Consider the following 24884-nt stretch of genomic DNA (forward strand, 5'->3'; position numbering starts at 1 on the left):
ATGCAACGCATACAAATGCTGGAAAGGAGTGTTTCATGTCCATGAAATCCGATAATGAACGCCTTCAGAAACAGAACCTGCGCCGCCGCCACCGGGAAGAAGGGGAGAGTAATCTGAGAAAAAACCTCTCCGAACCGCATGGTGATGACCTGTCGGCGACCGTTACGTTCAACCGGAACCGGGCGGCGCAACAGGAGAAAATTGACCGGATGAAACGTCACCGCTGACCCGGCGGGCGAATTGACGGGCAAGCGTTCTAAAATCATTGCAACCGCGGACCGCTTGAGCTATAGCAGGGACCTCATCTCAGCACCCGTAGCTCAGCTGGATAGAGCGCTGCCCTCCGAAGGCAGAGGTCACACGTTCGAATCGTGTCGGGTGCGCCAATCTTTTCAATGAGTTAGCATAGTTTCAATATGCTGGTCTTTTGCCTAGCAATCAAATAGCAATCACAAGATGTCGGTAAATGTCTATTTTGGCAGGTTTTTGCTTTAAGAAGAAACAAGCCAAGAAACAGTTATGCGTGAATATAAAAATTGAAAATTTGCACAGAAAGTTTATATGACGACGACATATGTCAACGGAAATTTCATACTTATGGTAGAAACTAGAGCGTGATTAAGTAAAAGATTTTACGTGCATTTTTTATAAGAAATGTTAGTATTTCTCTTGTTAAGTATCTGAGATTCAAAGGATTTCAAGTGGCAAGCAGAATTTCGCGATTCAAAACAAGGGCTTATGAGGATTGCGAAACTTGAGATGAATAGGGGAAACCATGCAAAATAGCCGATTCGGTGAAGCAGCTCCCAAAATCTCCGATAAGGAGATTTTCATTAGCGAAGATAATCAGACCGTCTTACTCTCTGGCTGGGAAGTTAGCGAAGAGACATTAAAGGAAATTGATGAGATAGACGCCAACATCCGTGCTGCTGAACAAAAAAGCGGAATGTTTCTGATGGGTTGACGTTTCATTACAAATACTAGAAAAAGTAAGGGCAGTCTTCAACGACTGCCCTTTTTCGTTCAAAGTTGTTGCGCATATGAAATTTAGCACAAACATTCACCCGCTTGCCGATAATAAGGATTGGGAAGCATTAAAAAATTCTATTGATATTTCAAAGCGATTGCGCATCGTTTCAACTCTAATTGAACAGTTGAAAGCGTTATCCGCGACTTATGTATTGATAGAAAACGAGTATATTGATAGAGATTTTAGCGCATCATTCTCGGAATTTTATTCGACTGTTTTCAAGAGACACAACAAGTTTTGCCGTAGAATGCATTTTTTTAAATCAGACTTGGGGAAAATTTTTGCGCAACATGATTCACCTGAAATAATCAGCCGATCAATCCAAACTGCCGCCGATAACGGAGAATACTTGGGATTCGTAGTTGTTCGGCCTATCGCTCATGCCCCAATCGGAAGTGCTGTCATTAAATTCTCGCATTTGCACGCAAATTTGGTGGCTCATCTTTTAGTCAAAGCAAGGTATGAAGTCCACTTGCTAGGTGCCACGTTGAGTGTTGATGGAATACCACTTACGCAACAGGATTCACGAGTAGGTTCATGTGCCCAAGCATCCATTTGGATGGCAGGCCGACATTTTCACACGCGGCATCGTGGCAAATGGTTCTCTACAGTAGATATAACTAAGGCTGCAACTCAATTAGGTGAGTTTGGCCTGTCACGAGCCTTGCCAGCGGGCAGCGAATTTCTCGGCGTTAATAATATGGTACAGGCCCTGCGTGCTTTGGATCAAGAACCTCTTACCTATGCAGCGCTTGATAAAAAGGGGAATTGGGGGCCGCTTAGACCATACGATGTAATTAATCGTTATGTAGATTCCGGGATTCCCGTCATTTTAGGTCTGCGAAACAGCGGAACTATTGGCCATGCGGTTGTCGTAACAGGACACGTTATAAAAAAGGTCGATGAAAAAGTTAAATTACCAAAAGAGCCGACTAGAGCGGAATTATGCGAAGCATTTTTAGTCAATGACGACCAAAGAGGTGGCAACCTTCTGATGCCAATCGAAGGGTCAAGCAAATATGGCGAAACAGAATATTCTGTTCTAAAAGACATAGAGTACATCATTGTACCATTACCTAATAAAGTGTTCACCCCAGCTGAGCACGCGGAAAAAATGGCATGGAGCCTTCTAAATTATTATCGGTCAAAATGGGAAGATTTTAAGAAGGCCTATACTGACACTCTAGGCACGTCCGCAGCGTGCGGCGATGACTTTGTCAAACATATTGATCAAAACACTGTTTTGTCACGAACATACTTGACTTATGGCTGGAAGTACAAAGCTCGTATGTTAAAAAATTGTATTGGAAGCGATTTTAAAAAGATTCTGCTATATCAAGAATTTCCAAGATTTGTATGGGTTACAGAGTTTGGAACGTTACCTTCTTTAAACCATTTAAATTTTAAACAAAGGCGTGTTTTCGGCCATGCTGTAATCGACGCTACTGGGTCGAAGCACTGGGGAAGTGCATGTATGTTTCATGCTCCTGGAGCTGGTTATAGATTTATCCCCAACGATGCAGATATTTTTGGAGGATACCAAATGGCCTTCACTCCAATAACAGACGACAGAGGTTACTTCCCAAAATTGCGAAGTGAAGACAACTTCGAAAGCTATACGATCTAGGTAATTTTATTGTCAATCAAGCCGCCAAACGCTCATTTAGACAACCCGCTCGTGCGATTTTATCAAAACCCAATCCCAAACCTCCGCGCCGCCATTGTATTGCAACGCTGCTCATATCGCAGGCCCTTTGCCCTTAATTTCTCGTACGTCTTCCAGTGCATGCCTTTAGGCTTTTCCGGGAACCAATCATCAATGCAAGTACTCCCGCCAAGCCGGTGCCGGATAGCTTGCGCTTGCGATAGATAGCGAAACATCGGGCTTTCCTGCTGGCTCTCATATCCGAGCCTGTAAGCCGTTCTACTGGCGAAAAGGTCTCCACCTGGGGGAGAGTGCAGTTTTGCCACCCTGGAGCCATTGGCCGGGCAAATAAACCACCATCGCAGCCCACCGTAATGGGGCCGGGTGGTTGTCAAACGAACCTTGTAATCCATTGGCTTGCCATTGTGGGTATAATGCAGCCGCATCCAGGCCGCATTCTGAGTGAGCATGTTTGCTTCATAGCCAATGCTAGCGGTCTTTTCTCCTGTTCTCACGCTTCGCCAGGTGAGGGAGCCTGAAACCTGTTTGCCGGGAATGATTGCCTTTTCCCGAACCAGCTTGAAAATATTCAACGTCAAGCCATCCTCAACAACCGACTTCTTGTCCCACCGATACCAAGTACCGGAACCAATACCACCCATACTCAACCCAATTCTTTTTTGTCGAAATCAATAGGAAATTATAACACAAACGGCAGATTTCTGCATCTTACGATACCTACATCAGGGAGTTTTCTCGTACCAATCGAAAGTCTATTTTCTCTACTTTAGACAAGCGCTTTGCAAGGCTCTGCTTGCTTTTATTCTCCCTTACCCTTTCTCGAAGAATCCCGGGTGGTCCTGGTGCTCTCCATACTTCACCATGCGCTCCCCAAAGCGGCGGTTGATATGGTCAATAACGGTGGCGAGCTTTTCAGGCTTGTTTGGCATTCCGGGCGAGAGAGGCGCGAACAGGTCGCCATTACGCTCTGCTAGCAGGATCAAATTCCCAAGGTGAACGGTAATCGACAAAACATCCCCGTTGCTGCGGCGGCTGATGTCTCTCCAAAGCCCCTCATAGAGCGAGAGTAAGAACCGCGTATCCCGCGTTGCCTCGATCTTCTTTCCTGCCTGTCGTGGGCCGTCGGTCAAGCGGAGAGATAAATGAAAATGACGGGTGCAATAACCGTCCCGCCGCATGCGCTCCGATGCCTTCTCAACCAGCCAGCGCCCGACCAGCTTCGCCTTGTGCGGCGGACGGTGAACCGGGGCCAGCACCTTGCTATTGCCATAGCCATTCCGCTTGGTCGGCATCAGCGGGATATCCATCCCCTGCAAAGCTCTGACAAATCTCTCTCCCTCCACAGAATGCCAAATCATTCTGGCGTGACGCGGATCGAGATTGTAAAGCGCCGTGACATTATAAATCCGCGCACCTAGCAGCCTGTCTTTGATACCTTTCGAAATGCCCGGCAGGTCATCAAGGGTTAGATGCTTGATAGCCTCCGGCATATTCTCGGGGGCAAGCCATTTAAGACCGTCCGGCTTCTCCAGCTTGCCCGCTATCTTCGCCAGTAGATGATTTGGACCGATGCCAATGGAACTGCGAAGCTCCGAACCGACCTTCTCCCGTATCGCGGCCTTGATCTCGCGGGCAAGATCCAGCGCCCGCTCCAGCTTGGCGCTATCGCCTCCCAGCGCTACCTGGAATTCATCAATGGACCGGACAAACTCCAATTCCGCTATCTCATCAATGACGCGGGCGATTTTCTGATTAACCCGCACATACAGCCGATGACGGGAGGGGCGGAAGATAATACCGGGGCAAAGCTCCTTTGCCGCATAGATACGGGTACCGGTTTTGATGCCATATGCCTTGGCCTCATAGCTTGCCGCAACACATGCCCCTGATTCATTATCAATTGCCGTTATCGCAACCGGCTTGCCCCTAAGCGCCGGGTCAATCTGCTGTTCGATGCTCGCAAAAAAGCTATTCATATCAACATACAGAGACCGCATGGGCGTCATGGCATAAAAATCCGTCTTGCAAAATGAAAGCAAATGTTCTCTCTTTGTTCCCATGACGGAAAAGAAAAAGCAACTCGGAAATGTCGCCTTTGGCGGCAACTGGTCGGAAGAGCTGGTCGATAAAGACCAGCTTCAAAGAACGCTGTCGGTTATCGAGCGGGCAGTGCGGGATTGTGCCCGTCGGGATGTCCGCAGCCGCCAGCTAGAGAAGGCGCTGGAAGAGATAAGCCGGACCATCGAGAAAGGTCCGCAACTGACACGGCGGTTTATGAGGTCGCTTGCAGAACCCAACCCCAGCTTGAGGTATATGGAAGCGGGCAGAGTGGCGCGGATTATCAGAAGGTCAGTTGGGGGGCTGGGAGGCTAGGCAGGCTTGCATAATGCCGCGTCATGCCAGACAAAGAAAAAGCCCCGCTCCACGATGATTATACTACCGCTTCAAGGGGCTGATGACGTTTCCGCCACATAGCTTGCAAGATAGGTGAAATTGCCGCAATGTCAATCATGGACCGTTTGCCACAATGCTTTGCGCATTGATTTCTTCTTCCTATTCCAATAAACGAATGTGGTTCCATCCTCGACGGACGGCATATATCGGGGGCTGGATTTTCGGGCAACTTCTTATTTCTGTGGATGCCGCCGTCTCCGGTTGAAGCGGACGGTTGCCCGATATTTCCGCCCAAATTACTAAGCAGTTTCTCAATAGTGAGAATTTTGCGCCCCTGATATCAGCCGGAAAGTTTTGTCTAAATCAACAGGAAATATCTTCTTAAAGGCTGGATTTCTGATGCAATTCGCTCGCGATTCAGGGGCGCAATTCTCGCCATAAGACTATCTATTTTATACTACTTTAGTGGAATAGAGCGGGACTTTCTTTCAATCGAGCGGCATTGTCACCATATAACTGTTATGTGGTTCCTAAACTATATCGTCATTCTGCCCACTGTGACGCTTGTCGCTGTCATGGAGTCGCCTTCCTATACGCTGATGTACCTGTTGACGCTATGGACAGTGCTAGGGCTTTCCTACGTTATCCTGCGACCGATCTATGATTTTATTGTCGATGAAATTCGACTTTTCATGGAGTACTAGGTTCACAAAACCTAACCCCATACAAATCAATTCAATCTAGTTTATAGTTGTCCCAAAACTTCTTTGCCTCTCCCTCTGCTTCATTTCGAATAGCTTCTAGAGCTTCTTTTCTCCTTACATCAATTGCTATCAAAAATTTCTGGATTAAGTTGACAAATTCTTCTTTTAATCTCGCATCAAAAGACGCCTTATTCCCGGAAATTAATCCGCTCTGACTCCAAAGTGCTCCTATACCGCCGCCTTTTGCAAGGTGCCCATCTGAGAAAAACATTTCTTGCTTATAACCAGACACGTAAAGCTCATAGCTTACAACACATCCCGTCTCAACATCACCCACTTTCAAGGAGTAACCAATTCCCGAGATAAAAACATTCCTAGCCCTAAAACGCTCCTCCTCAATATTAGCTATGTTATAACCACTCCTCTTTAACTCCAACTCAACCGCAGTTTTGACCGCATCTGAATTTGTCCAGCATCCGTCTTTAACACCGTCATCAATTATAACATTAAATAAATTGTCTGAGCTGATCATCAACCACTCTACATCTGCTCCCCAAGCATATGTTTCAGACAAATATTCAGCCTTAGCATTTTCCAACACGAGAAAATAACCTAGAGAAGCAATAAGCACCGCTGAAAATTTATTCATAACTACCCCCACAACTAAGTTTACCGGTGGCTTCCAAGACCAAGACTCACCCGTTAACATCGTTTTATTTATATATTATCTAATCTTTAAGTTACCCACAACATCGCTGCTAAGTAAGCCTGTGAACAGCTTTTATGAATTCATAAATATCAATTTATATCAATCGCTTACAAGTTATCACACGAGGCTTGAGAAGTACGTTATATGGTATGCCGGACTATTTAGAATGCCTCGCTTTGCTGTCATCGGGGGTCTGGTCACGCTCATACATGCCATAGTCGCGGATGACGCTGGCGAGACACGTATGCGGTAATCCCTAAAGACGGAGGCGCGGCCCTTGGCCTGGGCATTCCTGTGGGCCGATATGTTGCGCCACTGTTCAACCGCCGTCTCATCACGAAAGAAGGATATGGAGAGGATTTTATTCTCGTCAGTCAGGCTATGAAATCGCTCGACCGATAGAAATCCGTCTATTTCATCAAGGGTCGGGCTGTTTGCTACATTGCATTAAAAAATGAAAATAATGAAAATAAGGGAATGCGCATTATCACCTGGACTTCTGAATTTGAGTGTGTTAGTTAATAAAAAAAGAGAGGTTTGCTGCATGCTGAATATCGCCGATTCTCCTTCCCAAAATAACTCACAAGTTACTACCAGTGGAGCACCATTGAAGCAAAAAAATGGGCGAATCTATTCAATGGTAGATCTTTTTGCCGGGTGCGGCGGACTATCGCTCGGTTTCGAAAATGCCTCTTTTACACCTGTCTTTGCTAATGAGCTAAACGAAGACGCCATGTCAACTTACTTATTGAATCGTCACCACAGCCTTGGAGGAGAACTGTTTTCTAAGAATTCCGACCTTCATTGTAATGATGCTCATGATTTAAAGGGACAAAGACTAGAAAAGCTGATAGCGGATCTAAAAAGTGTTAGCGAAATTGACTTTCGTTTTGACTCTACTGCCTCCAAAATAAGTGGTGCAGGAAGCACACTTGACGTTCTGGCTGGAGGCCCTCCCTGCCAAGGCTATTCGGGAATAGGAATTAGACGTTCCTATGCTGTCGATCGAAGCGAAATTCCATCAAATCGCCTTTATGGTCGAATGGCAGAAATCATTCGTCACCTAAGGCCACGCATTTTCCTTTTTGAGAACGTTCGCGGCTTGCTCAACGCTCGTTGGACAAAAGAAAAGGGAGATTTAATTTTTCCTGACGTGAAATCTGAATTTCGCCGGATAGAAGGATATGAAGTACGCTGGTCTTTGGTATATGCTAAAGATTATGGGGTTCCGCAGAATAGGCCCAGAGTGCTGCTCGTTGGTATTCGCAAAGATATACTTGAATCTTGTGATTTCTTGCAACCAAATGAAGACCCAGAAGACGCCGTTAAATGTGGTTTCCTGCCAGCAGGTGATCCGGGTAAATTCCCTGATCTAACAGACCTCCTAAGCGACTTGATCGATGATAGAATAGCAAACATGTTACGGGCTGGTGAATTCCCAGTAGGATCAATGGAAACTAAAAGCTATCCCAGCACAGCAAAGACCCAGATACAAAAAAAGTTGCGAAATCCACCTTATTGGTACGATAGCGACCAGATAAATTTGACAGAGCAGCAGTATAGCAAGCACAAGAAATCAGTGGTCGAAAAATTCGACTACATGATTGCGAATAACGGCGAGATACCGGAACATTTTAGAACGAAAAAATTTTCTCAACGACTCCTAAAATCACGATGGGGAAATCAAGAGCCCAATATAACCGCTACTTCCTTGCCCGACGATTATGTGCATTTTACTCAACCGAGAATTCTCACGGTACGAGAATGGGCGCGATTGCAACTTTTTCCAGATTGGTATCGATTTGCCGGAAAACGAACAACTGGCGGTATCCGTCGAGCTGGTAATCCGCTTGAAGGTATATTCGACCGCGAGGTACCCAAGTATACGCAGATCGGTAACGCGGTACCCGTAGGTCTTGCAGAAGCAGTAGGAAACCACTTCAAGCATATCCTAGACGAAGCGCTAAAATAAGATGCTTGAAAAAAGCGATGTCAGCATTAGTCAAACACTTAAGCGATTTAACACTTATGATCTTGAAGTCGCCCTGCTAGTTCCTACAGAAACTGGCATACAAAAATCAATCATGGATGCAACAGCCTCTGTGAGAGATTATCTTAAAGACGTCTCATTTCATGACTATGATAAACAAGGGCAGGGCACCGATAACAAGATATTGCGCCGTGCATACTATGTTTTTCCGGACAGGTTAGAAGAAACAACCGTATCACTTTACCGGCCCAATACTAAAAGTGGCGATCCTCGTATTTGGTTTGGAAAATTGAAACAATATGCAGAACCATGTAATTTGCTTGCTCTAATTGTACGTGACAATGATATCTACGTCATAAATTGCAGTGTTCCCAATATCTTGGCATCGCTTCAGGATCCCGCAACACCACTCGGTTCATTCGCTGCGGTAGACAAGAAAGATCTCGATCCAGCAGTTTCTGAACTTCTCAATCTCATTCAAGATATTTCTAGAAGAGGTTTTATTCCGACATTGCGCCCTGGAGACACTGGCATCGGAATGACATTGGAAACACTTTTAGGTATTTCAGCGAATTCGAACAAAGCCCCAGATTATAAGGGTATTGAAATTAAGGCTAAACGACTCCGCAAGGGTCGCGGAAATCGCGTGACCCTTTTTTCTCAAGTGCCAAATTGGGATATAAGTCCAATTGGATCGGCTTGGAACTTATTGTCAACGTATGGATATACGAGAAATAACAAGCTACGCCTGAATCATCAAACCGATGCGATAGCTCCAAATTCAATCGGCTTCATGCTGGAAGTGGATGCGGCCCGCGACTGGTTAAAGCAAAATCACATTGATCCAGACACTGCTGCGAAGAAACATGTAACTACTTGGGAAATGGAAACACTACGGAATCGACTGGCTGAAAAACACCCGCAAACTTTTTGGGTAGGTGCAAAGTGTCGTGGAAAACGTGAAACAGAAGAGTTTCACTACATACAGGTGGAACATACTAGGGAGCCAAAAGTACGTAACTTTGATGCTCTTCTCGAAGGCGGCCTAATCTCTGTCGACTACTTAATGTCACAAAAGCAACCGGAACGGCAGACCGTTCGAGATCATGGTTATCTATTCAAAATAAAGCCCGATGATTTTGATGCGCTATTCCCGCCCTCAGATATCCATGTCTTCGTGTAATCCTCTCTCAAAGAGTGAGAAAGCCAAAATTACTCGTCTTAGGCGGAAACTGCTTGGTTGGTATGACGAAAATGGAAGGGATTTTCCGTGGCGTCGCGAAGAAGCTGGAACATTCGAAAAGATTTGCGTAGAAGTACTCCTTCAACGCACCAAAGCTGAAACTGTCGCTGCCGCATACCCTAAGTTCTTCAAAAAATACAATTCTTGGTCACAGATTGCAAACGCATCAATTGCAGAACTAGAGGAAACACTTAAACCCTTGGGTCTTTGGAAAAGAAGAGCGCAATCTATCAAAATGCTGGCGACATATGCACATGAACATCGCGGAGTTTTTCCTGCCACAAAAGAAGAATTGCTCAAGGTAACTGCTGTCGGACAATATGTTTGCAATGCTATTCTTCTTTTTCAACACGGCAAAGCAAGACCACTCATCGATGTCAATATGGCACGCGTTATCGAACGTTACCTCAGACCGCGAAAACTTGCTGATATACGCTATGATCCCTGGCTTCAGGCAGCTACTCTTTGGTTGGTCAGCGACAAAAAAGCTATCAATGTGAATTGGGCAGTTTTAGACTTTGCAAATTCAATATGTCGTTCAAAAAAACCGCGTTGCTGTATCTGTATTCTGAATAAATCTTGCAGTTATAGAAAAAGAACAATTTTGGAAGAGCCAATCTAAATATTGCTTGTTCCAACTCTTTTCCCATAGATTACACCTTGTGGCGTCGCGTTAATGTCGAGTAGGCCTGCAACCTCCGGGCGGATGCCTTTTAGGAGGTAGTTCTCAAGATTGCCGCGACTCTGTTCATAGCTTTGGAACCATGTCCTGAATTTACAAGATCGGATAGCGCGGGGCGGCGGCTTAAGTTGATTGAAAGCTTTCAGAACCAGCACCCGAAACGCTCGCCAGTCGCTTATCAGGGGCGGGTTACGGTGGATCAGGATATGCGCATGAACGCCGTTCCTTTTGCTATTCTCCAACACCCACGCGACGCACCAGGGGCACCCTTGCCTCTCGAATAACTTTCGAAGCTTCTGCAGTGAATATCTAAGATAGTGAGAACACTCAACGGGTGGAATACCAAGCTGTTCCAGATTTACGGTCGTGAGCGTATTGACCGGCCTGCCCGCCAATTGGCTTTGCTCCACGGCGACCAAAAACCGGCAGGCTTCCGGATAATGTATGTAGTGAGACACCTTCATTTCATGCTTACGATCATCAGACAACTATATAAAGTAATGGGCCGTCGACCATCTTATTAATCAATTGAATTTCCTATATTTTTTACAATCGATAAAATGAAGAATATCTTCAGTAATGGCGGCCTATGGCGGAAACATCCGGAAATATAAAGAGTGGTTTCCAAATGACCTCAACCTTCAAACGGTTTTGTTTTCTTCACACCATCGATTGAGCTCCGCAACGCTATAGAGCACCCGCCTGCCCAGCCGGAGAAAGACCGGGCCGGTCTTGTTCTGGCGATGACGCTCTAATGTTCTGACTGAGATTCCGAGTCTTCTCGCGGCTTCATAAGTTGATATCAGCCGCGATACTTCCACGGATCAAAGCGATGATGAATACTCAGAGGTTGAGCGATGCTTCTTGCTGTCTAGCCATGCGTCAAGATCTTCAACATCATAGACAACAACCCGGCCAATCTTGGCATAGGTCGGGCCGTCGCCGACTAATCTCAATTTTTCAAAAGTTGATTTGGTAGAACCGCAATAACATGCGGCATCACGGGTTCTTAGGCGGCGGGAGTAAGATACTGTTTTCTTCAAATTCTGTTCCTCTGGTAGTTAACGAAAGCCTGTATGGCCTGCGGAAAACTATGGAACATCCTGCCCGTGTTGCGCTAATTATTTCGTCCGCAACACCCGATACTTCATCGGATGAAAATCTTCGACATTGGTCAGTTTTCTTATTCGTTGATACTCTTTCAGCCGCTCATCCGGACCACCGGGAAACTCAGGGTAAAAACTTTGACGGGGTTCGTTTTTCCACCTTAATATCGTTGTCGGATTAACCCCAAGCTTGCGCGAAGCTTCTCTTATTCCGACATTTCCTGAAAGTCTGGAAAACGCTTCTCTTTCTTTATTTTTTCCTCTCTTCGAATTGAGATGCTTACAGCCCATCAAAAGATAGATTGCATGACATAGCTCAAGTGGGGGCGTAATTCGATATTTGAAGCAATCTTCGAGAACATTGAAGGTCCACGCTTTCATGATCGACATTGGCGCCACCAACCCACGGCGCTCGATAGCATGCTCTCCCTCCTTTTTTACCTGCTCATATCGGCTAATTTCGCTTAGAAGGAACTCTCCATACAACCTCGCTCCCTTGTATGCCTCTCTTTTTGATCTGGCTGTTCCGGTCGTGAAATCCCATAGAAAGAAGAAAATCTCATCATAGATATCGAAGTAAGGATTGTTCTTCTCCATGGCAAACCTGTCATTTGTTTTTGATTAAACCGATTACTTCCACTCTGCTAGAGTCGTGTTCATTCATCGCATCCGCAAGCCGCCCTGCTGTTCGATCCGCTGCCGCCTTTATCGGATCGTTCGCAATATGCGCATACCGTCCTGTTGTTTTCGGGTCTGAATGCCCTAACAGCTTTCCAAGCACCTGCAGCCCGACACCGCTTCCCGCACCAGCACTCGCAAAAGTATGCCGTAAATCGTGAATGCGCACATCCAACAAACCTGCGCGTTTTCGAATTCTATTCCAAGCCTTCGGCAATCCAACATAATGCCCTTCCCCTCTTAATGCCGGAAAAACGAAAGGTGACTGCTCATCGCGTGATAATCCGGCCAGTAATTGCAAAGCTGGGGCACCCAGCATGACAATTTTCTGCCCGGTCTTGGAATCATCCAGACGCAGGCAACCAAATTCAAAATCGACTTCATGCCATTTCAAAGAGAGGATTTCCGTCTTGCGGCATCCTGTCAGGATCAATAGGCGAATGGCGGCAATCGCCATCTCATTTTCCCCTTCCTTTGCCAAGGCGTTTATCTTGCTACGAAGCGCAGCCCGTTCCGTTTCAGATTTTGTATGGCCTAAAATACGCTCCAGTTCGTTGCGTTCTTTTTCGGCGGCTTCGGCAATGCGCAAGGTTTCACCAAGTTTCGCCAGTTCTTGAGAATTGAGAAAGCGTTCATTCTTCCGGTCAGGAAATCGCTTAACGCCATGAGCCGGATTATCGCTTCGAATTCCCTCGGCAACGGCAAAGGAGAGAATACCGCCTAAAAGTCCGGTTGTCCGTGATGCTGTCCCTTGCCCGCCAACGACGCGCGCGCGTCCACGCGGCCCGGTTTTCTCATCAATGGCCGTTTTACCCTTTGCGATATCCATCATGAAGCGTTTTATGTCATTTACGGTAAGATCCTTGATCCGTCGCCTTCCCAACAAAGGCTTGATATGCCGTTCTATCCGCCCTTTATCAGTCGCAATCGTGGACGCCTTTTTGGTTGCACAGCCTTCTTCTAGGTAACGGTCACAGAGCTCCGACATCGTCATCGCGGCTTTCTCTGTCATTTTGACCTGCTGCGGATCTTGCCCGTCCGCCACCTCTCCCAAGACGCGCTTCGCCTCTGCACGCGCTTTTTCAGGCGTCCAGGGCGATCCATGCTTTCCGATTGTGAGACGCCGTGTTGGCATGCCGCGTCCGCTCATCCGGTACTGAACAATGTAAACACGGTTTCCGGAACGGGTGACTTTAAGGCCGAATCCCTTAAGTTCCGTATCCCACATAAACCAGTCCCGTTTCTGCGGACGTGCTGCGTCGACGTTTCGCTTGATGATCTTTGCCTGCATGCTCGCTCTCCCGATTTTCGGCTCCAGCAATCATATAGCAATCACCAGCAATCACAACACAGGAAACAAGCGGAAATGTGGGGAAACTAATTTATTGATTTATATGAAGTAATAAAATATCAGAATATATCAGAAAGCGTATACCACCGCCCTCCGAAGGCAGAGGTCACACGTTCGAATCGTGTCGGGTGCGCCAATATTTTCAATGCTGCAATTAAAAAGGGTGAGGATACGCGCGTATCAGGGGAACTTTCCGTGGTCATGGCCGGGCACACTCAAAGTGCCGAGCACCTGGCAATCGGAAATATTTTCCTGACGGCATGCCGTGACGGCTCGCTGCAGCTCTGAGCGCAATATTTCAAGATGTTCAATCCGCCGGTCAATATCGGCGATATGCCGCTGGGCAATTTCATCCACCTCTTTGCACGGATATTCCGGCCGGGCACTCATGGCGAGCAACTCCCGAATGGCTTCAACGGTAAACCCGAGTTCCCGGGCATGGCGGATAAAATTAAGTCGGGAAACATATCCGGCATCATAACGCCGTTGCTGCCCGGCCGTGCGCAGCGGCAGGGGAAGCAGCTTTATCTGCTCATAATAGCGGATTGTCGGCACCTTAACCCCGGTTTGCCGCGCCAGCTCTCCAATTGAAAAATCCATAACAAATCCTCTTGAACCTCTAGTCACTATAGGGGTTAGGGTGGGTTTTGCAAAGGAGAGATAAATGTCCAAAGACTGTTGCCCGAACCAGCCCGACACCCGCACCGCGCAGCCGGAGCCATCGCCTTCAACATGCGACAGCAACCGGGACGGCCTGAATATCTCCATCTCCTGCTGTTCGGACAAGCTGCCTGTGTTCGATGGAATGAGCCGACGCTATAAACGCATCCTCTGGTCTGTGATCGCCATCAACGGTCTGATGTTTCTGACAGAAATGATCATGGGAACACTTGCCGGCTCACAGGCCCTGAAAGCCGACGCGCTCGATTTTCTTGGTGATACCGTCACTTACGGCCTCAGCCTTGCGGTGATCGGAGCCTCCTTACGGACAAGGGCGACAGCGGCGTTGCTGAAGGGACTATCCCTCAGCCTGATGGGAATATGGGTTTTTGCCGCGACACTTTACCAGACGCTTGTCCTGGACATTCCACGCGCGGAAATGATGGGCGCCATCGGCTTTCTGGCCCTCGCCGCCAACCTCGGGTCCGTTCTGCTTTTGCTGCCCTATAAAGACGGCGATGCCAATGTCCGCTCGGTCTGGTTATGCTCACGCAATGACGCCATCGGCAATGTGGCTGTAATGCTGGCCGCATTTGGCGTCTGGGGCACCACGACGGCCTGGCCGGATTTGCTGGTTGCGGCGATCATCGCCAGCCTTTTTCTGTTTTCTTCCCGGCAGATTTTACGCCAGGCCTGGAAAGAATACCGGCAGACGGATCCTCAGCCGACCGCAGAATATATAAAATGACAGGATTAAAATGATGCTGTGAAAACAGCGCATCACCTTGTCTAGCGTTTGCCATAGGCCAGCTTTTGCGCCTCGGGCAAGCGGCGCAGGATATACATGCTCCATGCGCCCAGAAAGGGCCCCGCGGCCAATATCGCAAAAGCATATTTCCATGTCAGCATATCGACCAGATATGGAATCAGATGAATACTGGCAAGCGTCAGCAGGAAACCCATGCTGGTCTGCATGGTCAGCATTGTCCCGACACGGTCCGGATCCGACAACTCCGCCATGCTGGCCGAAAACTGGGCGGAATCCGCCACAATCGTAATCCCCCATATCAGACAGACGGCGAGCAGGATTATTGGCGGGCCACCAAACAGGAAACCGACACTGATGGCGCAGCTTCCGCTGATCAGCATCGCGGTGATGGTAAGCGCCGTGCGGCCGATGCGGTCCGCCAGATATCCCCCCGCCAGACAGCCGATGGCCCCGGCGGCTACTGTCAGGAAGGTAGAGGCATTCGCAAGGCTCCCAATCCCCGCTCCGCCCCCGAACCATAGGCTGTAGCTTGCGTGGAAAAACGCGCCAATCCAGGCCCACATGGCATAAAGCTCCCACATATGGCCGAGGTAGCCGATATTGACGAGGCGCAGGGAGCGTCGGCGCCAGCCATCAAATGCATAGCTCATATTGAAGCGCGGGGACGAGCCATACGCCGGGCCGAGCGGGACGAAGGGGATGATCAGCCCCGCGAGCAACGCCATGGCGGAGGCCACAGCGAAGACAACATGCCAGTCAAACTCGCCGATAAACGGGAAGAGATGCGGCGCCGCCGAGCCAAGCGTCAAGGCGCCCACCAGAATACCAACCAGCAGGCCGATATCCCGCTCCGCCCAGGTTGCCACCATTTTCATCCCGACCGGATAGATACCCGCCATGCAGGCCCCGGTCAGGAAGCGTAGCAGGACAGCCGGTAGAGTTGTCGGATCAACCACCGGCATCATGCCGGTCAAGAGTGCCGCTGCCAGCGCGCATATGCTGAACAACCGGCGCGACTCCAGCCGTTCGGGGACCGCGAAAATGGCACTGGCAAGACTTCCCACGACAAATCCCGCCTGGACGGAACTTGTCAGCAGGGAAATCTGCAGATCATCCACCGGATAGGCCGCACGAATGCCCGGGATCGCCGCCGCCGCGGCAAACCAGACAGCCAGCGCCATAACCTCACAGAGTGAAATCATGGTGACGGCCTTCCATTTTTCAGAAAAGATCAATGCTGACACCGCTTTTCAGGCCTTTATCCGCAACATTATCGCAGACAGCCTATCGGGCCGCAATATCCACTATAAGGGAGTTTGCCCGCCTGTCATCGCCTTGCGGGCCGGCAGGCCAACAACTTCAGCGCCAGCCTGAACGGCAGAACTGACGCGGCGGCAGCTAGTCACTCTGGAAAACTCGACTTAGCGCCCGCGATGATCGCGCGTCTCGCCCATTTTCTTAGGATGTGCATAGCCGTGAACATATTCGGGCTCGTGATGATCGAGCTGCTTCATTTTTTCAAACGCTTCATCCTGCAGGGCGATCAGGGCATCCTCGATGGCATATTGCGCGCGCACTTCCGCCGCGACGCTTTCGGCCGGCGGATTTTTCATATACCACTCGACCGTGCGGCGCAGCCCTTCCAGCGGATCGACATTATCGCGATAGCCAAGATCGTGCTGCAACGGGAAGGTATCGAACATGCGGTGGTAATCCTCGTCATTAAAGACCTGCAAGACCCGGGCGTGGGACGCGACGGCATCGGGCACGGAGACGATCTCCATCTTCTCGCCCACGGCATCAAACAGCACCTCGCCGATCTGCGCGAGGGTGAACTGGCGCTGATCGGCGCAGTTATAGAACTTGCCCGCCGACGCCTCCGGCTTATCAACGCCGAGCAGGACGGCATGCGCCATATTCTCCGCAAATCCGTTGCTGATAATCGTCAGCCCGCCGTCCGGCAACGCCACGCGGCGGCGCTTGTCGAGGGCGCGCTGGAGAAACCACCAGAAACGAATGGGCAGAACCTGCCCCTCCCCGTAAATCAGCGGATAGCGGAAATGGCTGACATTGCAGTCCTTGCCATGATGCGACATGACATGCCGCTCGGCCTCAAGCATCTTATAGCCGAAGGGATGATCTTCAGGCGATCGGAGGAGCGGCGTTGTCTCACTGAGCGGGATGGTCGCACCGGTCGGAAAGACGGATGCGGGATGAGCAAAGCCCCGGAAAATCGCCATCCCGCCGATGGTGATCAGACGATCCGTCAACGGCGTCACAACGTCAGCGACAATTTTTATCCGGCCATAGGCGCCGATAACAACATCGAAGCGCCGCCCTTCCAGCGCCGGGGCGAGCGATTCCGCAAAATGCGGGTCCGCCTTGATCCGTTCAACCTCCGCCGGGATATGGCTGTCATCCCGGCCGCCGCGGTTGAGCATGGCGACCTCATAACCGCGGTCTAGAAGTCCCTTAATGAGAAACCGACCCGTCGGGCCGGTCCCCCCTATCAACAAGGCTTTCATGCTTTCCTTCTCCATTGTCTAGTCTGCGGCGATCCTCAACCCTTGCCGAGAAAACTCCGCGTTGAGGCCCGGAAGCCGTCGCTCGCAAGGGCTTTGAGGTTAAGCGCCTGCATTTCTTTATTTTCCTCAACCAATTGCAGGGCGTGGGCGATGGATTTTTTCACGAAGGAATAGGCCGCATTGCTTTGCGACATGATCTCCGCCGCAAACCTGGCAAGGCCCGCGTCAAATCCGTCATCCTCGACCAGCTCATCCACAAGGCCGATGGCCTGTGCCGTTACCGCGCTCAAATCCTTGCCCCGCAGCAGAATGGCGCGCGTCATCGAAAGCCCGACGAGGGCGATCAGATCTCCCGCCGCCGGTGCCGGATAGGGCAGCCCGCGTTTTATCGCCGTTACCGCGAAATGGGAGGATTTCGTGCACAGGCGAAAATCACAGGCCGCCGCTATCACAACGCCCGCTCCGACGCAGTGCCCCGATATGGCGGCGATCGTCGGAATGGGAAGCGCCCGCAGCAGGGCGGACACATCATGAATCCCTACAACGGCGTCTTCTGCGTCCGTAACATCTTCGAAAAACCCTTCATATTCAGTGATATCGCCGCCGGAGCAAAAGGCCCGCCCGCCCGCGCCGCGCAAGATCACCAGCTTGACATCATCCCGCGCCTGCGCTTCGAGGAGGCAATCAAAAAGCTGCTGCCACATCGCCCGATTGATTGCATTATGCTTTTCCGGCTGATTAATGATGATGAGCATTTGCCCATTTTCAACCTGCTTTTCAATCATCGTTCTTCACCTTGTTCCCTACCCGCAATGCGGCGCCAAAGTCCATCCGGATCAGTTGGTATGGCGATTGACCACGATCCCGGCCTCCTCCCGGTCCCAGATCTGGTCGAGCCTTCCTTGCGCACTTTGCTTGAGCTTATACTTCTCGACCTTTTCCGTCATTGTTCTTGGCAGGGCGGGGACAAACTCCACATAACGGGGCACCATAAAGTAAGCCATGTTGGCCGCGCAATGGCGGATCAGCTCTTCATGACTGAGGTCATGACCCTTCTTGCATTCAACACTGACCATGACTTCATCTTCGCTCATCTCGGAACTGACGGCATAGGCGGCCACATCCTCCACCGCCGGGTGGCCGAGGATAATCTGCTCTACCTCATAAGAGGAGATATTCTCCCCTCGCCGCCGGATGGCATCCTTTTTGCGGTCAACGAAATAGAGAAAACCATCTTCGTCGAGATAGCCACGATCCCCCGTATGAAACCAGAGATTCCGCCGCGCCTCCGCGGTCGCTTCCGGCTTTTTGTAGTAGCCCTGCGCCGTCACCCAGGGCACATCGCAGCGCACGCATATTTCTCCGGGCACGCCGGGAGCCTGCGGGTAATCATCATCATCGAGGATGGCAATCGTCATATTATCGCGCACCTGACCGGCGGATTTCCATTTAGCGGGCGGATGTTCGGGACTTAGGAAGGTCACGCCGCCAAAATCCGTCAGCGCATAGACCGAGGTGACCTTGAGGCCATACCGCTTCTCGAACTCGCGCGCGAAATCGGGCACCGGCACCATCATGCACATGCGGGCCTTGTTGTCCTTGTCCTCCGGGCTTTCCGGCTGCGCCCAGATAATATTCGCCATTGCTCCCAGAAGATTGAACTGGGTGACGCCATTATCGCGCACTTCCTGCCAGAAACTGCTGGCGGAAAAGCGGGGGGAGACAACCAGCGTCGCATCGGCAATCAGGGCCGGCAGGGCGCAGGTATTGAGGGCGTTGCCATGGAAGAGCGGCAGACAGGTATAGAGCACATCCTCCGGCTGATAGCCGAAATATTCCACGTGATCGAGTGACCCGGACACCATCATTTCATGGGGTTCCATATTGCCCTTCGACGGGCCTGTCGTGCCGGAGGTATAGAGCAGAAAGGCAAGATCCCGGCTCCGCACGATATCGCCGGGCAAATCTTCGGCCGACGCTTTCAGCAGATCTTCATACTCGGCAATTTCCGGGCGCAGGGCGGCGCGGATCGCGTCGCTTGCCGGACGCCCGTCATCGACAATAATCAGCTTGCCAATATCCGGGCATTGATCCTGGACGGTGAGAAACCGATCCACGAGGCCACTATCGGAAATCAGAACGGTCGAATCCGATTGCGTCAGATAATAGGTGAACAGCTCGCCCTTTGCCGCCGTATTTACAGGAACGCAAACCCCGCCAACCTTGGCCACGGCAAAATAGAGAAACAGCAACTCCGGCTTGTTATCAATCATGAAGGCCACATGCTGGCCCTTTTCAAGGCCGCCTTCCTGTAACGACCGGGCAAGGCGGTTGCTGATCTCCTGAATTTCCCGATAGGAATATTCCCGATCCAGGAATTTCAGAAAGGTTTTGTCGCCATTCTTCTCCGCCTTGTGACGCAGGACGCCGCCCAATGTTCGGGCATCTGCTGGAATATTTGCATCGCGTAATCTTTTCATGGCGCGCGGCCTCCCCTGTTCCTGCTTCAGACTAGTTTGTGTGACGATTAACGATGATGCCCGCCGCTTCCCGATCCCAGATATCATCAAGCCGTTCCTGCGCACTTTGCTTGAGTTTGTATTTTTCGACCTTTTCCGTCATCGTTCGCGGCAGCTCCGGCAGAATTTCGACGTAACGCGGCACCATGAAATAGGCCATGTTCGCCGCGCAATGCCGGATCAGATCGGCGGGGTCGAGCGTCATGCCTTCCTTGCAGGTGACGCTGACCATCACTTCATCCTCGCTCATTTCCGAACGGACGGCGTAGGCCGCGACGTCTTCCACCGCCGCGTGCCCAAGAACGATCTGCTCCACCTCATAGGAGGAGATATTCTCGCCCCGCCGCCGGATCGCATCCTTCTTGCGATCGACGAAATAGATATAGCCGTCTTCATCGAGATAGCCGCGATCTCCGGTATGGAACCACTGGTTGCGGTTTGCCGCGACCGTCGCCTCCGGCATCTTGTAATAGCCAAGCGACGTAATCCACGGCACATCGCAGCGGGCGCAGATTTCGCCAGGCGTATTGGCGGGCAGCGCATTGTCATCGTCATCGCGGATGGAGATCACCATGCCGGTCGCCGCGAGGCCCGCAGATTTCCATTTTGCGGGCGGATGTTCCGGGCTGAGAAGGGTGATAAAACCGTAATCCGACAGCGCATAGACCGATGTAACCTTGAGATCATAGCGCTTCTCGAACGCGCGGGCGAAGTCGGGCACCGGCACCATCATGCAAAGACGCACCTTGTTGTCCTTGTCGCGCGGGCTTTCCGGCTGCGCCCAGAGGAAATTGACCATGGCGCCCAGCAGGCTGAAGGCGGTCACGCCATACTCCCGGATCTCATCCCAGAAACGGCTCGCGGAAAAGCGCGGCGAGATGACGAGGGTGGCATCCGCCACCAGCGCCGGAATGGCCGAGGTGTTGAGCGCATTGCCATGAAACAGCGGCAGGCAGGTATAGAGCACATCCTCCGGCTGATAGCCGAAAATCTCCACATGGTCGATCGCGCCGCAGATCAGCCGCCCGTGCGGCACCATATTGCCCTTCGACGGGCCGGTCGTGCCGGACGTATACATCATGATGGCAAAATCGCTGATGCGGGCGATATCATCCGGTAAATCCTCCGCCGGGGCGTCGAGCAGGGACTGGTAGTCATATACCTCCGCCTGCAGCGCCGCGCCGACCGACAGATCCGCCGCGCCCCCGGCTTCATTCAGAAGAATGACCTTCGTGATATTCGGACATTGCGCCTCAATCGCCTGAAAGCGATCAATCAGCCCGGCATCGGAAATCAGGACAACGGAATCCGACTGGTTCAGATAATAGACAAACAGCTCGCCCTTGGCCGCGCTGTTCACCGGAATGCTGACCCCGCCCATCTTGCCAATGGCAAAATAAAGCAGAAGCTGCTCCGGCTTGTTATCCATCATGAAGGCAATATGCTGCCCGGCCTTAATGCCGATATTTTGCAATCCATGCGCCAGGCGGTTGGTGATTTCATGAAATTCGCGATAGGAAATTTCCCGCTCACCAAAGCGAAGGTAGGTTTTATCGCCATTTTTCTGCGCTTTATGACGGACGATATTCCCCAGCGTGCGGGCGTCTTTCGGAACGTCCAGAATTCTCTGTCGCTTCATGATTTAACCATTCTTTCCAAGAAACAGGGGCAAGGGCGTCCCGTCGTCGCACTCCTGCCATGTCAGGCGCAGCGGCATGCCAATACGCAGCTCGGACGGTTCCAGGTCAATCACGTTACTGATCAGCCGGACCCCGAGGCTCGGAAAGGCGACAACGGCAATGTTGTAAGGGACGTAAGCTTTCAACGCTTCACTGACCGCATTATGAATAACGGTATAGCTGAACAGTTCCGCCTCCTCCGGCGCGGGCACCCACTGGCATTGATCGGACGTGCAAAACCGGCAATAGGGCGCCGGATGATGGCGGCACCGTCCGCAGTTGCTGCATTGCTGGAACCGCAGTTCCCGCTTGCGGCACCAGTCCCAGAAGGGCACGGCCTCCATCGGCGGGTTGGGTGGCGGCGTCGGCAGATATCTGCTCATTATTCTCTCCCCAGGATGGCGGCCGATGCTGTGTTGGCCAGAAGGCAAAGGCCCGCGTCCGTCACCTGCGATGTTGAGGTGCCGCGCAGCTGCCGCACCCCTTCCACCGCCAGATTGAGGCCATGGATATAGGCCTCCGACATATGGCCGCCGGATGTGTTGATCGGCAGTTTTCCGCCCTTCCAGCGGATGTTTCCTTCGGCAACGAAATCCCCCGCCTCGCCGCGCCCGCAAAAGCCGTAGCTTTCCAGATTCATCAGCACGAAATAGGAAAAATGGTCATAAAACTGCGCCGTATCCACATCATCGGGCGTAATACCGGCCTTCGCGTAAAGACGCTTTGACAGGCTGCTGCCGCCCCCGGCGCGGTAATCCTCCAGCGGCATGTTGTGCGAGCCGAGCCCGCCGGAACCCCATCCGGGTTCCGATCCCTGACCGGAGGCGAGAATGCGGATCACCGGGCCGTCCAGATCACGGGCCCGTTCACGGGTCGTAATGATCAGGGCGCAGGCCCCGTCATTTTCCTGACAACAGTCATAAAGGCGGAACGGATCGGCCACCATGCGCGAATTAAGATAGGTTTCAAGATCGAGCGGGCGATCCTTGAAAACGGCGCGCGGATTGCGCGCCGCATTCTCCCGCGCATTGAGGGCAATTTCCGCCACCTGCTCTTCCCGGATACCGAAATCATGCTTGTAGCGCTGGGCGAGTGGGGCCAGCATGAAGGGCGGGGCGAACATGCCGAACGGGTCGAGGAACCCCGGACTGTGCGGCACCGCATAGCCCTGCCCGAAGCGTTTCCGCTGTCCCTGGCAAAGGGAGCGGAAAACCGCGACATAATCAGCCGCCCCGGACTCGACGGCCGCCGCTGCCTGCGCGATAGAGGCATAACACCCGCCACCGCCGCCACCCCAGGCCATGGTAGCGGACCGCAGATCGGGCAGGCCCAGCGCCTCCTGCATCAGCCAGGGAACGCTCTCATCATTCGCATAGGAAGCGAGGCCGTCGATTTCTTCAAGGGAGATTCCGGCATCCTGCGCCGCCTTGATAACGGCCTCACAGGCCAGCGCCAGTTCGCTTTTGCCCTGGATACCGCCGCGCCGCGTATACTCCGTCTCCCCGATACCGACGATACAGGCGTGGGATTTGGCATTAACTGTATCACCCACAATTCCTCATCTTTCAGCACAGTAAGGCACCGCGCCTCCCGCACTCTTTTTGATTGTCATTCAAGCTGTCCCGGATCATTTCACAGGCCATTATTTATGTCAATATATGAAAAATATATTCATGTAATGAACACTTTGTGCTAAACTGCCGGTCGTTACTTTTTGTGGATATTTATGCCGCAATGCGATATGTGATAATGCTTTCGGTGAAACAGCCTTGATGTCGTACCCGCTATAGAGGTTCTGTCAGGCTGTCCCCCGTAACCCGCCCGCCGGTCGGAATTTCATGCCGTCGCGGGCATTCTTGTGAGAGGGAGACATCGTGTGGGCCCGCCCGCCGAGAGTGGACCCTGCGCAGTATGACTGGATGGAGAGATCATGGCCTCATTTGAACCGGTAACTTCAGTTGTCAGGGCCCTGACGGTGCTGCGGATCGTAAATGACCTCGATTTTGCGTCCATCAAGCAGATTCACAAGCTCTCGAAACTTCATCGCTCCACCGTGCTCCGTATGCTGGAGACATTGATGCATGAAGGATATGTCACGCGCGATGAGCAAAGCGGGATGTACAGGCCGACCGGCAAAACACTTTTGTTAAGCCGGGGATTTGATGAAAAGCGCCAGCTTTCACAGCTTGCCTCCCCGACCATGCTGGCGTTTCGCGAACGGATTGGCTGGCCCTCTGACCTTGCCATTCTCGATGGGCATGAGATGATGATTGTGGAGACAAGCCGTGAATATAATATCATGGCGATCAACCATCAGGCGGGCGTCCGCGCGCCCCTGCTGCTCACCTCATTGGGGCGCGCCTATCTCGCTTTCTGCACACCGGCAAAGCAGGAAAAGCTTCTCGCCACCCTGGCCGCCTCCAGCCGGTCGGTCAATGCCGCCGCCCGCAACGATCCGGCCGGTGTTCAGAAAATGCTGGAAGACGTCCGGCAAAAGGGATACGCCATTCCCGACCCGGACTTTAACAGCTCCAGCTCTTCGGGATCGGGGCTGATCACCGGTTTCAGCGTACCCGTCTTCTGCGGCGGGGAGGTTTTCGCCAGCCTCAGCACCTCTTTCCTGATCAGCGCCATGTCCCTGGAAAAGGGCGTTGAAACGCTGCTCCCCGCTCTCAAGGAAACGGCGGATACGCTTAGCGAGCTGATCAGCAAAAACTACGGCTGATGCGCGCCCAGCGTATCCTCTCGCGTCTTATCCCTTTTTGAACAGGGGAATGGTCTGGCCATTGCCGGATTTGCCCCAGACAAGACGGACCGTCATGCCGATTTCAAGATCCCCCGGGTCCGCATCGACGATGTTGGTGATCAGCCGCACCCCGCCAAGCGTCGGAAAGCTGACAACCGCGACATTATAAGGAATTCGCCCGCGGACCGCCTCATGCGCCGGATGATAGATAAATGTAAAGCTGAACAGCTTGGCTTCCTCCGGCGCCGCCACCCAGTCAATCTTGTCCGACTGGCATTTGGGGCAGAAGGGGCCCGGCGGATGCCGGAATGCTTTACAGCTTCCGCACTGCTGGAATGTCAGTTTTTTCTCCGTGCAATTGGCCCAGTAGGTCGCATCGTCGAATGACGGCTCCGGCCCCGGTACGGCATCTGGCATATACTGCATGTTATTT

Annotated in this window: 26 protein-coding genes, 1 tRNA gene and 1 pseudogene; 11 read left to right on the forward strand and 17 right to left on the reverse strand. The window is 51.5% G+C overall.

Annotated features, from left to right (window positions below; translation table 11 throughout):
• The first annotated feature begins 35 nt into the window (after positions 1-35).
• The 4 genes from CMN55_RS08065 (at position 36) to CMN55_RS08080 (ending at position 2657) form a co-directional block, all read left to right on the forward strand.
• Positions 36-227: a hypothetical protein gene (locus tag CMN55_RS08065; RefSeq protein WP_293949222.1), complete on the forward strand. Its 192-nt coding sequence runs from the start codon at positions 36-38 to the stop codon at positions 225-227.
• 82 nt (positions 228-309) lie between these two features.
• A tRNA-Arg gene (locus CMN55_RS08070) sits at positions 310-386 on the forward strand.
• A 389-nt stretch (positions 387-775) separates the two neighbouring features.
• On the forward strand, positions 776-964 hold the full coding sequence (locus tag CMN55_RS08075) for a hypothetical protein (protein ID WP_293949224.1): 189 nt from the start codon (positions 776-778) through the stop codon (positions 962-964).
• Positions 965-1040: 76 nt separating this feature from the next.
• Complete coding sequence (locus CMN55_RS08080; RefSeq protein WP_293949226.1) at positions 1041-2657, forward strand: cysteine peptidase family C39 domain-containing protein; 1617 nt, start codon at positions 1041-1043, stop codon at positions 2655-2657.
• A 62-nt stretch (positions 2658-2719) separates the two neighbouring features.
• On the opposite strand, the gene CMN55_RS08085 is transcribed toward CMN55_RS08080, so the two are convergent.
• Positions 2720-3337, reverse strand: coding sequence for a hypothetical protein (locus CMN55_RS08085; protein WP_293949228.1), 618 nt, complete (start codon positions 3335-3337; stop codon positions 2720-2722).
• A 168-nt stretch (positions 3338-3505) separates the two neighbouring features.
• Positions 3506-4672 (reverse strand): Y-family DNA polymerase, encoded by a 1167-nt coding sequence (locus tag CMN55_RS08090; protein WP_293949230.1) that lies wholly within the window; start codon positions 4670-4672, stop codon positions 3506-3508.
• A gap of 82 nt (positions 4673-4754) precedes the next feature.
• On the opposite strand from CMN55_RS08090, the gene CMN55_RS08095 reads away from it, so the two are divergent.
• A complete protein-coding gene (locus CMN55_RS08095) occupies positions 4755-5069 on the forward strand; it encodes a hypothetical protein (RefSeq protein ID WP_293949231.1) in 315 nt (104 codons plus the stop codon).
• 756 nt (positions 5070-5825) lie between these two features.
• Here the strand turns inward: CMN55_RS08095 and CMN55_RS08100 are convergent.
• Entirely contained in the window at positions 5826-6443 is a 618-nt protein-coding gene (locus CMN55_RS08100) for a hypothetical protein (protein WP_293949233.1), read from the reverse strand.
• A 217-nt stretch (positions 6444-6660) separates the two neighbouring features.
• A pseudogene (locus tag CMN55_RS17150) lies at positions 6661-6932 on the reverse strand (antibiotic biosynthesis monooxygenase family protein); the annotation flags it as partial.
• A gap of 115 nt (positions 6933-7047) precedes the next feature.
• Between CMN55_RS17150 and CMN55_RS08105 the strand changes: the two are divergent.
• From CMN55_RS08105 to CMN55_RS08115, 3 genes are read left to right on the forward strand one after another with little or no spacing between them, the layout of a single operon-like run.
• Positions 7048-8475: a DNA cytosine methyltransferase gene (locus tag CMN55_RS08105; RefSeq protein ID WP_293949235.1), complete on the forward strand. Its 1428-nt coding sequence runs from the start codon at positions 7048-7050 to the stop codon at positions 8473-8475.
• Position 8476: 1 nt separating this feature from the next.
• A complete protein-coding gene (locus CMN55_RS08110) occupies positions 8477-9676 on the forward strand; it encodes an MvaI/BcnI family restriction endonuclease (RefSeq protein WP_293949236.1) in 1200 nt (399 codons plus the stop codon).
• The gene (locus tag CMN55_RS08115; RefSeq protein WP_293949238.1) at positions 9663-10358 is read left to right on the forward strand and encodes an HhH-GPD family protein; all 696 of its coding nucleotides are present in this window, start codon (positions 9663-9665) and stop codon (positions 10356-10358) included. The genes CMN55_RS08110 and CMN55_RS08115 overlap by 14 nt, the downstream gene beginning before the upstream one ends.
• A 701-nt stretch (positions 10359-11059) precedes the next feature.
• Here the strand turns inward: CMN55_RS08115 and CMN55_RS08120 are convergent.
• From CMN55_RS08120 to CMN55_RS08140, 5 genes are all read right to left on the reverse strand, one after another.
• On the reverse strand, positions 11060-11239 hold the full coding sequence (locus CMN55_RS08120; protein WP_293949240.1) for a helix-turn-helix transcriptional regulator: 180 nt from the start codon (positions 11237-11239) through the stop codon (positions 11060-11062).
• A gap of 3 nt (positions 11240-11242) precedes the next feature.
• Positions 11243-11461, reverse strand: a complete 219-nt coding sequence (locus tag CMN55_RS08125; RefSeq protein WP_293949242.1) for a helix-turn-helix transcriptional regulator — start codon at positions 11459-11461, stop codon at positions 11243-11245.
• A 78-nt stretch (positions 11462-11539) separates the two neighbouring features.
• Positions 11540-12121, reverse strand: coding sequence for a hypothetical protein (locus tag CMN55_RS08130; RefSeq protein WP_293949243.1), 582 nt, complete (start codon positions 12119-12121; stop codon positions 11540-11542).
• Between the two features lie 10 nt (positions 12122-12131).
• Positions 12132-13493 carry a site-specific integrase gene (locus CMN55_RS08135; protein WP_293949245.1) on the reverse strand — a complete coding sequence of 454 codons (1362 nt, stop codon included), beginning with the start codon at positions 13491-13493 and terminating at the stop codon, positions 12132-12134.
• 240 nt (positions 13494-13733) lie between these two features.
• Positions 13734-14153, reverse strand: coding sequence for a MerR family transcriptional regulator (locus CMN55_RS08140; RefSeq protein WP_293949247.1), 420 nt, complete (start codon positions 14151-14153; stop codon positions 13734-13736).
• 64 nt (positions 14154-14217) lie between these two features.
• On the opposite strand from CMN55_RS08140, the gene CMN55_RS08145 reads away from it, so the two are divergent.
• Entirely contained in the window at positions 14218-14961 is a 744-nt protein-coding gene (locus CMN55_RS08145) for a cation transporter (protein ID WP_293949249.1), read from the forward strand.
• Positions 14962-15002: 41 nt separating this feature from the next.
• Here CMN55_RS08145 and CMN55_RS08150 read toward each other — a convergent pair whose 3' ends face one another.
• Positions 15003-16184, reverse strand: a complete 1182-nt coding sequence (locus tag CMN55_RS08150; RefSeq protein ID WP_293949251.1) for an MFS transporter — start codon at positions 16182-16184, stop codon at positions 15003-15005.
• On the opposite strand from CMN55_RS08150, the gene CMN55_RS08155 reads away from it, so the two are divergent.
• Positions 16183-16356: a hypothetical protein gene (locus CMN55_RS08155; RefSeq protein ID WP_293949253.1), complete on the forward strand. Its 174-nt coding sequence runs from the start codon at positions 16183-16185 to the stop codon at positions 16354-16356. The genes CMN55_RS08150 and CMN55_RS08155 overlap by 2 nt on opposite strands.
• A gap of 47 nt (positions 16357-16403) precedes the next feature.
• On the opposite strand, the gene CMN55_RS08160 is transcribed toward CMN55_RS08155, so the two are convergent.
• From CMN55_RS08160 to CMN55_RS08185, 6 genes are read right to left on the reverse strand one after another with little or no spacing between them, the layout of a single operon-like run.
• Positions 16404-17507: an NAD-dependent epimerase/dehydratase family protein gene (locus CMN55_RS08160; RefSeq protein ID WP_293949255.1), complete on the reverse strand. Its 1104-nt coding sequence runs from the start codon at positions 17505-17507 to the stop codon at positions 16404-16406.
• A gap of 35 nt (positions 17508-17542) precedes the next feature.
• Positions 17543-18292 carry an enoyl-CoA hydratase/isomerase family protein gene (locus tag CMN55_RS08165; RefSeq protein WP_293949256.1) on the reverse strand — a complete coding sequence of 250 codons (750 nt, stop codon included), beginning with the start codon at positions 18290-18292 and terminating at the stop codon, positions 17543-17545.
• A gap of 51 nt (positions 18293-18343) precedes the next feature.
• Entirely contained in the window at positions 18344-19987 is a 1644-nt protein-coding gene (locus tag CMN55_RS08170; protein ID WP_293949258.1) for an AMP-binding protein, read from the reverse strand.
• A gap of 31 nt (positions 19988-20018) precedes the next feature.
• Positions 20019-21665, reverse strand: a complete 1647-nt coding sequence (locus tag CMN55_RS08175; protein ID WP_293949259.1) for an AMP-binding protein — start codon at positions 21663-21665, stop codon at positions 20019-20021.
• A 3-nt stretch (positions 21666-21668) separates the two neighbouring features.
• Complete coding sequence (locus tag CMN55_RS08180) at positions 21669-22088, reverse strand: Zn-ribbon domain-containing OB-fold protein (protein WP_293949261.1); 420 nt, start codon at positions 22086-22088, stop codon at positions 21669-21671.
• Complete coding sequence (locus CMN55_RS08185; RefSeq protein WP_293949263.1) at positions 22088-23257, reverse strand: thiolase C-terminal domain-containing protein; 1170 nt, start codon at positions 23255-23257, stop codon at positions 22088-22090. Before CMN55_RS08185 ends, CMN55_RS08180 begins: the two co-directional genes overlap by 1 nt.
• Before the next feature lie 378 nt (positions 23258-23635).
• On the opposite strand from CMN55_RS08185, the gene CMN55_RS08190 reads away from it, so the two are divergent.
• Positions 23636-24430 (forward strand): IclR family transcriptional regulator domain-containing protein, encoded by a 795-nt coding sequence (locus CMN55_RS08190; protein WP_293949265.1) that lies wholly within the window; start codon positions 23636-23638, stop codon positions 24428-24430.
• Positions 24431-24457: 27 nt separating this feature from the next.
• Here CMN55_RS08190 and CMN55_RS08195 read toward each other — a convergent pair whose 3' ends face one another.
• Complete coding sequence (locus CMN55_RS08195) at positions 24458-24877, reverse strand: Zn-ribbon domain-containing OB-fold protein (protein ID WP_293949267.1); 420 nt, start codon at positions 24875-24877, stop codon at positions 24458-24460.
• Positions 24878-24884: the final 7 nt, after the last annotated feature.

The sequence above is a fragment of the Sneathiella sp. genome (assembly GCF_002694385.1).
Lineage (GTDB): Bacteria > Pseudomonadota > Alphaproteobacteria > Sneathiellales > Sneathiellaceae > Sneathiella.

Excerpts from the sequence above, each read along its gene's own strand:
- CMN55_RS08065 (WP_293949222.1), top strand. The coding sequence starts at position 36 with ATGTCCATGAAATCCGATAATGAACGCCTTCAGAAACAGAACCTGCGC.
- CMN55_RS08075 (WP_293949224.1), top strand. The coding sequence starts at position 776 with ATGCAAAATAGCCGATTCGGTGAAGCAGCTCCCAAAATCTCCGATAAG.
- CMN55_RS08080 (WP_293949226.1), top strand. The coding sequence starts at position 1,041 with ATGAAATTTAGCACAAACATTCACCCGCTTGCCGATAATAAGGATTGG.
- CMN55_RS08085 (WP_293949228.1), bottom strand. The coding sequence starts at position 3,337 with ATGGGTGGTATTGGTTCCGGTACTTGGTATCGGTGGGACAAGAAGTCG.
- CMN55_RS08090 (WP_293949230.1), bottom strand. The coding sequence starts at position 4,672 with ATGAATAGCTTTTTTGCGAGCATCGAACAGCAGATTGACCCGGCGCTT.
- CMN55_RS08095 (WP_293949231.1), top strand. The coding sequence starts at position 4,755 with ATGACGGAAAAGAAAAAGCAACTCGGAAATGTCGCCTTTGGCGGCAAC.
- CMN55_RS08100 (WP_293949233.1), bottom strand. The coding sequence starts at position 6,443 with ATGAATAAATTTTCAGCGGTGCTTATTGCTTCTCTAGGTTATTTTCTC.
- CMN55_RS08105 (WP_293949235.1), top strand. The coding sequence starts at position 7,048 with ATGCTGAATATCGCCGATTCTCCTTCCCAAAATAACTCACAAGTTACT.
- CMN55_RS08110 (WP_293949236.1), top strand. The coding sequence starts at position 8,477 with ATGCTTGAAAAAAGCGATGTCAGCATTAGTCAAACACTTAAGCGATTT.
- CMN55_RS08115 (WP_293949238.1), top strand. The coding sequence starts at position 9,663 with ATGTCTTCGTGTAATCCTCTCTCAAAGAGTGAGAAAGCCAAAATTACT.
- CMN55_RS08130 (WP_293949243.1), bottom strand. The coding sequence starts at position 12,121 with ATGGAGAAGAACAATCCTTACTTCGATATCTATGATGAGATTTTCTTC.
- CMN55_RS08135 (WP_293949245.1), bottom strand. The coding sequence starts at position 13,493 with ATGCAGGCAAAGATCATCAAGCGAAACGTCGACGCAGCACGTCCGCAG.
- CMN55_RS08140 (WP_293949247.1), bottom strand. The coding sequence starts at position 14,153 with ATGGATTTTTCAATTGGAGAGCTGGCGCGGCAAACCGGGGTTAAGGTG.
- CMN55_RS08145 (WP_293949249.1), top strand. The coding sequence starts at position 14,218 with ATGTCCAAAGACTGTTGCCCGAACCAGCCCGACACCCGCACCGCGCAG.
- CMN55_RS08155 (WP_293949253.1), top strand. The coding sequence starts at position 16,183 with ATGGTGACGGCCTTCCATTTTTCAGAAAAGATCAATGCTGACACCGCT.
- CMN55_RS08150 (WP_293949251.1), bottom strand. The coding sequence starts at position 16,184 with ATGATTTCACTCTGTGAGGTTATGGCGCTGGCTGTCTGGTTTGCCGCG.
- CMN55_RS08160 (WP_293949255.1), bottom strand. The coding sequence starts at position 17,507 with ATGAAAGCCTTGTTGATAGGGGGGACCGGCCCGACGGGTCGGTTTCTC.
- CMN55_RS08165 (WP_293949256.1), bottom strand. The coding sequence starts at position 18,292 with ATGATTGAAAAGCAGGTTGAAAATGGGCAAATGCTCATCATCATTAAT.
- CMN55_RS08170 (WP_293949258.1), bottom strand. The coding sequence starts at position 19,987 with ATGAAAAGATTACGCGATGCAAATATTCCAGCAGATGCCCGAACATTG.
- CMN55_RS08175 (WP_293949259.1), bottom strand. The coding sequence starts at position 21,665 with ATGAAGCGACAGAGAATTCTGGACGTTCCGAAAGACGCCCGCACGCTG.
- CMN55_RS08180 (WP_293949261.1), bottom strand. The coding sequence starts at position 22,088 with ATGAGCAGATATCTGCCGACGCCGCCACCCAACCCGCCGATGGAGGCC.
- CMN55_RS08190 (WP_293949265.1), top strand. The coding sequence starts at position 23,636 with ATGGCCTCATTTGAACCGGTAACTTCAGTTGTCAGGGCCCTGACGGTG.
- CMN55_RS08195 (WP_293949267.1), bottom strand. The coding sequence starts at position 24,877 with ATGCAGTATATGCCAGATGCCGTACCGGGGCCGGAGCCGTCATTCGAC.